This is a genomic window from Pseudomonas sp. JE3303 (genome assembly GCF_056312565.1).
Map to the genome: position 1 here is coordinate 55,249 of NZ_JBWGIF010000019.1, position 10,691 is coordinate 65,939.

At 65.5% G+C, this 10,691-nt stretch carries 9 protein-coding genes; 7 read left to right on the forward strand and 2 right to left on the reverse strand.

Annotation, left to right across the window (positions count from 1 at the left end):
• Positions 1 to 33 precede the first annotated feature (33 nt).
• The 3 genes from AC0ZZU_RS23030 to AC0ZZU_RS23040 are packed head-to-tail and all read left to right on the forward strand — an operon-like array spanning position 34 to position 3,441.
• Positions 34 to 963, forward strand: a complete 930-nt coding sequence (locus tag AC0ZZU_RS23030) for a DMT family transporter (RefSeq protein WP_476343604.1) — start codon at positions 34 to 36, stop codon at positions 961 to 963.
• A gap of 5 nt (positions 964 to 968) precedes the next feature.
• A complete protein-coding gene (locus AC0ZZU_RS23035; protein WP_476343606.1) occupies positions 969 to 2,471 on the forward strand; it encodes a glucosyltransferase domain-containing protein in 1,503 nt (500 codons plus the stop codon).
• 28 nt (positions 2,472 to 2,499) lie between these two features.
• Positions 2,500 to 3,441: a glycosyltransferase family 2 protein gene (locus AC0ZZU_RS23040; RefSeq protein WP_476343608.1), complete on the forward strand. Its 942-nt coding sequence runs from the start codon at positions 2,500 to 2,502 to the stop codon at positions 3,439 to 3,441.
• A 34-nt stretch (positions 3,442 to 3,475) separates the two neighbouring features.
• On the opposite strand, the gene AC0ZZU_RS23045 is transcribed toward AC0ZZU_RS23040, so the two are convergent.
• A complete protein-coding gene (locus AC0ZZU_RS23045) occupies positions 3,476 to 4,447 on the reverse strand; it encodes a 2-hydroxyacid dehydrogenase (protein ID WP_476343610.1) in 972 nt (323 codons plus the stop codon).
• 74 nt (positions 4,448 to 4,521) lie between these two features.
• On the reverse strand, positions 4,522 to 5,469 hold the full coding sequence (locus AC0ZZU_RS23050) for a LysR family transcriptional regulator (protein WP_476343612.1): 948 nt from the start codon (positions 5,467 to 5,469) through the stop codon (positions 4,522 to 4,524).
• Between the two features lie 186 nt (positions 5,470 to 5,655).
• Here AC0ZZU_RS23050 and AC0ZZU_RS23055 point away from each other — a divergent pair, with 186 nt between their 5' ends.
• Genes AC0ZZU_RS23055 through AC0ZZU_RS23070 form a run of 4 tightly spaced genes read left to right on the forward strand, consistent with a single transcriptional unit; the run spans position 5,656 to position 10,430 of the window.
• Positions 5,656 to 7,182, forward strand: a complete 1,527-nt coding sequence (locus AC0ZZU_RS23055) for an efflux transporter outer membrane subunit (protein ID WP_476343614.1) — start codon at positions 5,656 to 5,658, stop codon at positions 7,180 to 7,182.
• Positions 7,179 to 9,365, forward strand: coding sequence for an FUSC family protein (locus tag AC0ZZU_RS23060; protein ID WP_476343616.1), 2,187 nt, complete (start codon positions 7,179 to 7,181; stop codon positions 9,363 to 9,365). Before AC0ZZU_RS23055 ends, AC0ZZU_RS23060 begins: the two co-directional genes overlap by 4 nt.
• Positions 9,355 to 9,555: a DUF1656 domain-containing protein gene (locus AC0ZZU_RS23065; RefSeq protein WP_158459897.1), complete on the forward strand. Its 201-nt coding sequence runs from the start codon at positions 9,355 to 9,357 to the stop codon at positions 9,553 to 9,555. The genes AC0ZZU_RS23060 and AC0ZZU_RS23065 overlap by 11 nt, the downstream gene beginning before the upstream one ends.
• A gap of 11 nt (positions 9,556 to 9,566) precedes the next feature.
• The gene (locus AC0ZZU_RS23070; protein WP_476343618.1) at positions 9,567 to 10,430 is read left to right on the forward strand and encodes an efflux RND transporter periplasmic adaptor subunit; all 864 of its coding nucleotides are present in this window, start codon (positions 9,567 to 9,569) and stop codon (positions 10,428 to 10,430) included.
• Positions 10,431 to 10,691: the final 261 nt, after the last annotated feature.

Sequence of the window (10,691 nt, forward strand, 5' to 3'; positions counted from 1 at the left end):
GTCTGAAAATTGAATCGTCGAGCGAGCCCCGCCATGAACCTGTCCCTCTACCTGCTCACCGTCCTCATCTGGGGCACCACCTGGATCGCGCTCAAACTGCAACTGGGCGTTGTCGAGATTCCGGTGTCCATCGTCTACCGCTTCGCCCTGGCCGGACTCATCCTGTTCGCCATCCTGCTCCTCACTCGGCGCCTGCAACCCATGGACCGCCGGGGCCACCTGATCTGCCTTGCCCAGGGACTGTGCCTGTTCTGCGTCAACTTCATGTGCTTCCTGACCGCCAGCCAGTGGATCGCCAGCGGCCTGATCGCGGTGGTGTTCTCTACCGCCACCCTGTGGAACGCGCTGAACGCCCGGGTGTTCTTCGGCCAGCGCATCGCCGCCAATGTGCTGGGCGGCGGAGCGCTAGGGCTGGCCGGGCTGGGCTTGCTGTTCTGGCCAGAACTCTCAGATCACGGTGCCAGCCGTGAAACCCTCATCGGCCTGGGCCTGGCGCTGCTCGGCACGCTGTGCTTCTCCGCCGGCAACATGCTGTCGAGCATGCAGCAGAAAGCCGGTCTCAAGCCGATGACCACCAACGCCTGGGGCATGCTCTACGGCGCGGGCATGCTGGGCGTGTACTGCCTGCTGGCAGGCATTCCCTTCGCCATGGAATGGAACGCCCGGTATGTCGGCTCGTTGATGTACCTGGTGATCCCAGGGTCGGTGATCGGCTTTACCGCCTACCTGACCCTGGTCGGTCGCATGGGACCCGAGCGGGCGGCCTATTGCACTGTACTGTTCCCCTTGGTGGCGCTGAACGTCTCGGCCTTTGCCGAAGGCTACCAGTGGACCGCCCCCGCGCTGGCCGGCCTGGTGCTGGTGATGCTCGGCAACGTGCTGGTGTTTCGCAAGCCAGCACATTCAGCATTTGCCCCTGCGCCGCTGTCTACACTTGCCGAGCATACTCATCGAGCAAGGTAGGCAACATGGCGGCAGCGGCACTGTGGGACAGGCACCTGTCGCAGCGTGAGGTCCAGGTGCTGTGCCTGCTGGCGGTGGGGCTTCACCTGATCCCGCTGCTGCTGGCCGACCACTTCTATATCGATGACAGCTGGCGCTCGCAGATGGCCGGTAGCGCCTGGACGCAGGAAGGCCGGGTGTTGACCGACTGGCTGTACGCCGGCCTGAGTTTCAGCTCCACCGCACCCAACCTCTTCCCGTTACCGCTGCTGCTGGCGGCCAGCGCCGCGGCCCTGGCCCTGGCCCGGCTGGCCCGGCACTACTTCATCGCGCCCACCGCCAGTGCGCTGCTGGTGGTGCTGCCGCTGTGGTACAACCCGTTTTTCCTGCAGAACCTGTCGTACCAGTACGACGGCGCGGCCATGGCCTTGGCGCTGGCGGCCGGTGTGCTGGCGATCACCCTTGAGCCGTCACGCCGACGTAACGTGTTTTATGGCGCACTTTTGGTCGCGGTCTCTGCGAGCTTCTACCAGATCAGTCTCAACCTGATGGCCGGGCTGTGCTGCATCGAGGTGGTGCGGCAGGTGATGCAAGGGGCCGGCTTTCGGCAAACCGTGCTCCACGTCGTGGGGCGCCTCGCGCAATTGCTCGGCGGTTGCCTGCTGTACTTTGCCAGCGCGTATCAACTGATGTCGCCACAGCGCAAGGGGCTGCTCCCATTGGATGGGCAATGGCTTGCGACGACAGGCCAGCGCCTCGGGCTGATCGCCGAGCGTGTCGGCCTGCTGGTCACGCCAGGCACGCTCTGGTTCAGCCTGGCGCTGCTGGCGCTGGCGACTCTGGCCTTGATCGGTGTGACCTTGCGGGTCTGGCGTAGCGATCAAAGTCCCATGGCCAAGCTCTGCCTGCTGCTGATGCTGCTGTTGCCCGTCCCATTGATCCTCCTGCTGGTCGCGGGGCTCACCCTGCTGTTCACGGACTTCAACGACGGGGCGCGTACCTTGATGGGGCTTGCCACACCGATGGTGCTGGTGCTGCTGCTCGTCCATCGCCTGCTCTGCAGCTGGCACCCGCGCCTGCCCGGGCTGCTGGTCATTCCGCTGCTGTTCATGCTGTCGTTCTCGTTCGCCTACGGCCGCGTGCTGGTGGTGCAGAAAGAGCTGCAACAGGCGATCGTTTTCTCCCTGGCCCACGACATCAGTTCGCGGCCGGTACTGGCCTCGGCACCGCGCCTGTACATGCTGGACATCGGATCGAGCGAGCATTGGCTGCCAGCGTCCGCAGGCTCGCTCAGGGCGATGCCCGCCCTCAGGTACGTGCTCAATATCAACTTCCTGGTGCTGCCGGAAATGATGCCACGTGCGGGCATCAGCAACTTCGCTTCCCACGTGCCGCTCGATCGCGGGCAGGTCGTGGCGCGCAGTCCCACGCCGGTGGTGGACAACAAGTTCTACGCCATCCACCTGGTCGACGGCAGTGCCTATGTACTGATGAAGACGCCACGCGACCCCGAGACTTACCGCTGGTGAGCCTGCTGTATTTCGCGCCGAGGGCACCATGAACAACATTACCCTGATCGTGCCGGTGTACAACGAACAAGCCACGCTCGAGCTGTTCTACCACGCGGTACGCAACGAACCCACACTGAGCGGCCTCAAGGTCGAGATCCTGTTCGTCAACGACGGCAGCGGCGATCGCAGCGAGGCCATCTGCGAGGAGCTCGCCGCACGGGACGACGGGGTCGCGGTGGTCAACTTCTCGCGCAACTTCGGCAAGGAGGCCGCGTTGTTCGCCGGGCTCGAGTTCGCCGACGGCGATGCGGTGGTACCGATCGATGTCGACCTGCAAGACCCGATCGCAGTGGTCGCGCAGATGGTCGAGCGCTGGCAGGACGGCGCCGACGTCGTCCTGGCCAAGCGCCGCGACCGCTCCAGCGACACCCGCTTCAAGCGCTGGACGGCCAGCCTCTACTACCGCCTGCACAACCGCATTGCCTCGACCCACATCGAGGAGAACGTCGGCGATTTCCGCCTGCTCGACCGCAAGGTCGTGGCAGCCATCCGCCAGTTGCCCGAGCAGCAGCTGTTCATGAAGGGGGTGTTGTCCTGGGTAGGTTTCCGCACCGAGATCGTCGAGTACGACCGGGCCCCGCGGGTAGCCGGGTCGAGCAAGTTCAACCCTTGGCTCTTGTGGAACCTGGCGCTGGACGGGATCACCTCGTTCAGCACCGTGCCCTTGCGGCTGTGGTCCTACATTGGCGGAGTGGTGTCGCTGTTCGCCATTGGATTCGCGGTGTACATGGTGATCGACAAGGTGCTGTTCGGCACTGATGTGCCGGGGTATCCGTCGTTGATGACAGCGATACTGCTCCTGGGTGGGGTGCAACTGATCGGGATCGGGATACTGGGAGAGTACGTCGGACGGATCTACCAGGAGACCAAGCACCGGCCGAGGTACGTGGTGCGCAAGGTGCACGGCCTGCGGCGCAGGTTGAGGTAGAAAAACCCCTACGCCGCCTGCCGTGTGGGTTGATCTACTTCCAGACCTGCGGGTTCACCAGGTCCTGTGGCCGCTCGCCCAGCAGGGCTGCTCGCAGGTTGTCCACTGCGCGGCTGGCCATGGCGTCGCGGGTTTCGGCGGTGGCCGAGCCGATGTGCGGCAGGGTCAGGGCATTGGGCAGCTGGAACAGCGGCGACTCGCGCAGCGGCTCTTTCTCGTACACATCGAGGCCCGCGCCACGGATGGTGCCGCTGCGCAGGGCTTCGACCAGCGCGGCCTCATCCACCACTGGTCCGCGGGCGATATTGATCAGGAATGCGCTGGGCTTCATCAACTGCAGTTCGCGGGTGCTGATCAGCTTGCGGGTAGCTGCGCTGAGCGGCACCACGATGACCACGAAATCGGCTTCGGCCAGCAACTGGTCGAGGCTGCGGAACTGGGCGCCGAGCTCTTGCTCAAGCTGGGGCTTGCGGCTGTTGCCGCTGTAGACCACTGGCATGTTGAAACCGAAGCGGCCGCGGCGGGCGATGGCCGCGCCGATGTTGCCAAGGCCAACGATGCCCAGGGTCTTGCCATGCACGTCGCTGCCGAAATGGCCGGGGGCGATGGTCGCCTGCCAGTTGCCGGCCTTGGTCCATGCATCCAGCTCGGCGACGCGCCGGGCGCTGCCCATGACCAGCGAGAAGGCAAGGTCAGCAGTACTCTCGGTCAGTACGTCTGGGGTGTTGGTCAACGCGATGCCGCGTTCGTTGAAGTAGGCCAGGTCATAGTTGTCGTAGCCGACCGAGATGCTCGACACCACTTCCAGCTTGCCCGCGCCTTCGAGCTGGTCTCGGCCCAGTTTGCGGCCGACGCCGATCAGGCCGTGGGCCTCCGGCAGGGCTTCGTTGAACTGCGCGGCGATATCGCCCTGCTTGGGATTGGGGACGATAACGTTGAAATCCTGCTGCAAGCGTTCGACGGTGGCCGGGGTGACGCGGCTGAAAGCGAGGACGTTCTTTTTCATCGGCAAGTTCTCTGCTGGGCGAGGTAAATGAATAGCAACCTACCATTGTCCCGCGCCCCGATGCAGCAGCTTTTTCAGTTGGCGATCAGCAACTCATGGGTTTTCAGGTCTGCCTCATGGGCCGCCAGGATCTCCGGCAGCGAGTTGCGCAGGTACTCGACCCAGGTCTTGATCTTCGCGTCCAGGTACTGACGTGAAGGGTAGATGGCGTACAGGTTCAGCTCCTGCAACCGGTACTCGGGCATCACCCGCACCAGGCTGCCATCGCGCAGGCCGTCGATGGCCGAGTAGATCGGCAGCACGCCGACGCCCATGCCGCTGCGGATCGCGGTCTTCATGGCATCGGCCGAGTTCACCTGGAAGGGCGACGATGTGATGGCGACCAGCTCCTGCCCCTCGGGGCCGTTGAACATCCACTTCTCCAGCGGGATCACCGGACTGACCATGCGCAGACAGGCATGCCCCAGCAGGTCGGCAGGCTTGCGCGCGATGCCGTTGCGCGCCACGTACTCCGGGGAGGCACACACGATGCTGTAGGTAATGCCCAGGCGCTGGGACACGAACCCCGAATCCGGCAGCTCGCTGGCGAGCACGATGGACACGTCGTAGCCCTCGTCGAGCAGGTCCGGCACGCGGTTGGCCATGGTCAGGTCGAAGGTCACGTCCGGGTGGGTCTCGCGGTAGCGGGCGATCGCGTCGATCACGAAGTGCTGGCCGACGCCGGTCATCGAATGCACTTTCAGTTGCCCCGCCGGGCGGGCGTGGGCGTCGCTGGCCTCGGCTTCGGCCTCTTCGACGTAGGTAAGGATCTGCTCGCAGCGCATCAGGTAGCGCTTGCCGGCCTCGGTCAGCGCGATGCGGCGGGTGGTACGGTTGAGCAGGCGGGTTTGCAGATGGGCTTCCAGATTGGAAACCGCCCGCGAGACGTTCGCGGTGGTTGTATCCAGTTGCGCGGCGGCGGCAGTGAAACTGCCCACCTGGGCGACGCAGCTAAAAGCACGCATGTTTTGCAGGGTGTCCATGGGTCGCTCTCAAAGTAGACGCCAAATTGTGACACGAAGTGACCAGGACGGTCTTTCGACCAAAGCCGGATTATCGCTGTTTTCGTAACAAAGATTCGCAGGAATACCCGCTTATCGCCAGTCGGACAGCCCCCTAGAATTGCGTTCTCCAAGCGTCCTTCATTTCTTTCTCGGGAATTTGCAGCTGTGCCGCGTCGCATCAACAGAGCGCTCAATGCGTTCAGTGCCTGTGCCCTTAGCCTCACCTTGAGCGGCTGTATCGGGACCTGGGGCATCGCCCCGCAAAGCAAGACGCTGCAACCCGATTCCCTGACCACCGACGCGGCAATCGCCGAAGCCGCCCAGGATGCCCATTGGCCCCGGCAGCAGTGGTGGCACGCCTATGGCGATGCCCAGCTCGACCGCTGGGTGCAACTGGCCCTGGCTGGCAGCCCCACCCTGGCGCTGGCCGCGGCCCGCGTGCGTGAGGCCAAGGCGATGGCCGGAGTGGTCGAGTCGGCTGAAAAACTGCAAGGGACAGGCGACGCCAGCCTCAAGCGCCACAACTGGCCCGAAGACCAGTTCTATGGCCCGGGCGCGCTGTCGGGCGCCAACACCTGGGACAACAACGCCTCACTGGGCCTGAGCTACAACCTTGACCTCTGGGGCCGCGAGCGCAATGCCAGCGAGCAGGCCGTCGACCGGGCGCACATGAGCGCGGCGCTGGCCCGCCAGGCCCAGCTCGAACTGCAGAACAACGTGGTCAAGGTGTACATCCAGCTGGCGCTGCAGTTTGCCCGGCGCGACATCGTCCAGGCCGAACTGGCGCAGCAGGAGCAGATCGTAGCCTTGGCCGAGCGGCGCCTGGCCGGCGGTATCGGTACCCATCTTGAAGTGAGCCAGGCCCAGGCACCGTTGCCCGAGACCCACCGCCAGCTCGACGCCCTCAACGAAGAGATCGCCCTGGCACGCAACCAGCTGGCCGCGTTGGCGGGCCAGGGGCCCGGGGAGGGCGCCAGCCTCCAGCGTCCGCGACTGGCCCTCGGCGCGCCACTGAAACTGCCCTCCGCGTTGCCCGCCGAACTGGTCGGCCAACGCCCCGACGTGGTCGCCAGCCGCTGGCAGGTCGCGGCCCAGGCCCGTGGCATCGACGTCGCCCATGCCGGCTTCTTCCCCAACGTCAACCTGGTCGGCGGCCTGGGCTTCATGGCCACTGGCGGCGGCCCGCTGGAATTTCTCACCGGGCGCAAGTTCAACTACAACGCGGGACCGGCCATCAGCCTGCCGATTTTCGACGGCGGGCGGCTGCGCTCGCAGCTCGGCGTTGCCTCGGCCGGATACGACGTCGCCGTGGCGCAGTACAACCAGACCGTCATCGAAGCGCTCAAGGGCATCAGCGACCAGCTGATTCGCCGGGAGTCGATGCAGGAGCAGGCGCACTTCGCCGAAGCGTCCGTGGCCGCCGCGCAGAAGACCTACGACATCGCCACCGTTGCCTACCAGCGCGGGCTGACGGACTTCCTCAACGTGCTCAATGCGCAGACGCTGCTGTTTCGCCAGCAGCACGTCCAGCAGCAGGTCCAGGCCGCGCGCCTGACCGCCCATGCCGAGCTGGTCACCGCCCTTGGCGGCGGACTGCAAGCGGGCAGCGATGCGCCCACCGACGAGCGGCAACGCGCGCCCGATACCCCGGCCACGCTGGCGATCTTCGACACGCCAGGCCAGCGGCCATGACCGCGCTGGGCCTGACCGGGCGCTGGCTGGCCCGCCTTGAGTGGCGCCGGGGGTTTTTCGCCTGGGCGCGCACCGACGGAGTCACCTGGGTCTACATCTTCAAGGTGCTGGTGGCGGCCTTCGTCACGCTGTGGCTGGCCATGCGCCTGGAGCTGCCGCAACCGCGCACGGCGATGATCACCGTGTTCATCGTCATGCAGCCCCAGAGCGGCCACGTCTTCGCCAAGAGCTTCTACCGAGTGCTTGGTACCCTGGCGGGCTCCTCGATGATGGTCGCGCTGATCGCACTGTTTCCACAGAACACCGAACTGTTCCTGCCCAGCCTGGCGCTGTGGGTCGGCCTGTGCTCGGCCGGCGCGATGCGCTACCGCACTTTTCGCGCCTATGGCTTCGTGCTCGCGGGCTACACGGCGGCGATGATCGGCCTGCCGGTGCTGGAGCATCCGCAGGAAGCCTTCATGGCAGCGGTCTGGCGGGGGCTGGAGATTTCCCTCGGGATCCTGGTCTCGACCCTGGTCAGCGCGGCGATCCTGCCCCAGTCGGCCAGCGCCGCGATGCGCAACGCCTTGTACCAGCGTTTCGGGGTGTTCGCAGGCTTTGTCGTCGAGGCCCTGCGGGGCGACAGCCAGCGCGACCGTTTCGAGACCAGCAACGTGCGCTTCATCGCCGAGGCCGTCGGCCTTGAAAGCCTGCGCAACGTCACCGCCTTCGAAGACCCGCACATGCGTCGGCGCAATCGCCGCCTGGCGCGCATGAACAGTGAGTTCATGGCCGTCACCACGCGCTTCAACGCCCTGCACCAGCTGCTGGAGCGTTTGCGCCTGCGCGGCCCGCTGCAGATCGTCAGTGCCATCGAACCGGGCCTCAGGACGCTGGATGAACTGCTCGAGCCGTACGTCGGCCGCGCCCTTACCGAGCGCGACGCACTGCGCCTGACGCTTGAGCTTGCTGCCTACAAGGACGGCCTGCCAGCGCAGATCCGCGGCCTGCGCGCGGCCTTTGTCGAGACTGGACCGCGTGAGTCAGACCTGCTGGATTTCCACACCGCCTACGAACTGCTCTACCGCTTCGTCGACGACCTCCACAACTACGCCCAGACCCACGCCTCGCTGTCGGCGCACAAGCATGAGCGCGAACAGTGGGACGAGCCCTATGTGGCGCAGACCAGCTGGCTGGTGTCGCTGGCGGCGGGCATGCGCGCGTCGGTGGTGCTGTTGTTGCTGGGCAGCTTCTGGATCCTCAGCGATTGGCCGAGCGGGGCGATGATGACCCTTATCGCGACGGTCACGGTCGGCCTCTCGGCGGCTTCGCCCAATCCCAAGCGCATGTCGTTCCAGATGGCCTGCGGCACCTTGCTCGGCGCCTTCATCGGCTTCTTCGAGACCTTCTTCGTGTTTCCGTGGATCGATGGATTCCCACTGCTGTGCATGGTGCTCGCGCCTGTGTTCGTGCTTGGCGCGTTCCTTTCCTCGCGCCCGGCCTACGCGGGCTACGGCGTGGGGCTGCTGGTGTTCTTTGCCATCGGTTCGGTACCGAACAACCTCACCGTGTTCGATCCCTACAGCTTCATCAACGACTACATCGGCATGGTCCTGGGCATGCTGGTATGCGCCGCAGCGGGGGCGATCATCCTGCCGCCCAACAGCCGCTGGCTCTGGAGCCGCCTGGAGCAGGACCTGCGCGAGCAGGTGCTGTTCGCCATCAGTGGCCGGCTGCGCGGGTTGGGCTCGGCCTTCGAGAGCCGCACCCGCGATTTGCTGCACCAGGCCTACGGCCTGGCCGCGGGACAGCCGCGGGTGCAGAGCACGCTGCTGCGCTGGATGTTCGTGGTGCTGGAAGTCGGCCATGCGGTCATCGAGTTGCGCAAGGAGCAGGCCGTGCTTCCCGTGCATCCGTGCTACGCCGAGTCGCAGCCCTGGCGCCAGGCGATCCGCGTGATGGGCCGGGCCCTGGCGCGGCTGTTCCTGCAGCCCAGCGCCAGTAACCACGAGCGCGCCCTGATCGCAGTGGACCACGCTATCAGCCGCGTGCAGGCCACGGACGAGCCTTTCGCCCGGCATTTCGACACCTCGGCCCTGCGCCGGGTGCAGAGCTACCTGCACTTCATCCGCACATCCCTGCTCGACCCACAGTCGCCGCTGGCCTCCCAGGCCCCGGCGCAAGGACTGCCACATGCCCCGTGAGATCGCCTTCCATGGCGTGTACATGCCGACCATGACACTGCTGTTCCTGCTCGCCGCAGGGCTCGCCTGGGGCCTGGACCGCTTCATCGCCAGCCACGACGGCTACCGCTTCTTCTGGCACCCGGCGCTGTTGCGCCTGAGCCTGTTCATCTGCCTCTTTGGCGCCATGGCGCTGTTTGTCTACCGGTGAGTCCCACGTCGATGAAAAAGTTTTTCAGCCTGATCGCCACCCTGCTCGTACTGGCCGCTGCCGTGGTGATCGGCCGGCAGTTGTGGCTGCACTACATGACCACCCCCTGGACCCGCGACGGCCGAGTGCGTGCCGACATCATCAACGTCGCCGCCGACGTGCCGGGCTACGTGGTCGACGTGCCGGTGCGCGATAACCAGCGCGTGAAGAAAGGCGACCTGCTGATCCAGATCGACCCCGAGCACTATCGGATCGCCGTCCGCCAGGCACAGGCGCTGGCCGCCTCGCGCAAGGCCACCTGGGAGATGCGCAAGGTCAACGCCAGCCGCCGCGCGGACCTGGACAACCTGGTCATCTCCCGCGAAAGCCGCGAAGACGCCAGCAACATCGCCAGCTCCGCCCTGGCCGATTACCAGCAGGCCCAGGCCCAGCTCGCCGCGGCCGAGCTCGACCTCGCGCGCACCCGGATCCTGGCCACGGTCGACGGCTACGTGACCAACCTCAATGTGCACAAGGGTGACTATGCCCGCATGGGGGAGGCGAAGATGGCCGTGGTCGACGAGCATTCGTTCTGGGTGTATGGCTTCTTCGAAGAAACCAAGCTGCCCCACGTGAACGTGGGTGATCCTGCGGAACTGCAGATGATGAGCGGCGAGCGCCTCCAGGGCCACGTCGAAAGCATTGCCCGCGGCATCTACGACCGCGACAACCCGCAAAGCCGCGAGCTGATCGCCGACGTCAACCCGACGTTCAACTGGGTCCGCCTCGCCCAGCGCGTTCCGGTACGAATTCATATCGACCAGGTGCCCGAGGGTTACCTGCTGGCGGCGGGCACGACGTGCACGGTGGTGGTGAAACCCACGCTGTCGCGCTAGAGACCTGTCAGGGCTCCGCCTTGCTGGAAATCGAAACCCTCATCCTGGACTGCCCCCAAAGGGTTGGATTTTTTGACCAACTTCTTGGGGGCAGTCCATCCTGTGGGAGCGGGCTTGTCCCGCGATCGGCGGCGAAGCCGTCGTAAGACCTGTACAGGTACTTACCTGGCTCATCGCAGGTGCATGTTTTGCGACGGCTTCGCCGCCGATCGCGGGACAAGCCCGCTCCCACGGATTCGCCGCCGATCGCGGGACAAGCCC

Coding starts and splice junctions, on each gene's coding strand:
- AC0ZZU_RS23060 (WP_476343616.1), top strand. CDS start 7,179: ATGACCGCGCTGGGCCTGACCGGGCGCTGGCTGGCCCGCCTTGAGTGG.
- AC0ZZU_RS23035 (WP_476343606.1), top strand. CDS start 969: ATGGCGGCAGCGGCACTGTGGGACAGGCACCTGTCGCAGCGTGAGGTC.
- AC0ZZU_RS23040 (WP_476343608.1), top strand. CDS start 2,500: ATGAACAACATTACCCTGATCGTGCCGGTGTACAACGAACAAGCCACG.
- AC0ZZU_RS23065 (WP_158459897.1), top strand. CDS start 9,355: ATGCCCCGTGAGATCGCCTTCCATGGCGTGTACATGCCGACCATGACA.
- AC0ZZU_RS23070 (WP_476343618.1), top strand. CDS start 9,567: ATGAAAAAGTTTTTCAGCCTGATCGCCACCCTGCTCGTACTGGCCGCT.
- AC0ZZU_RS23045 (WP_476343610.1), bottom strand. CDS start 4,447: ATGAAAAAGAACGTCCTCGCTTTCAGCCGCGTCACCCCGGCCACCGTC.
- AC0ZZU_RS23030 (WP_476343604.1), top strand. CDS start 34: ATGAACCTGTCCCTCTACCTGCTCACCGTCCTCATCTGGGGCACCACC.
- AC0ZZU_RS23050 (WP_476343612.1), bottom strand. CDS start 5,469: ATGGACACCCTGCAAAACATGCGTGCTTTTAGCTGCGTCGCCCAGGTG.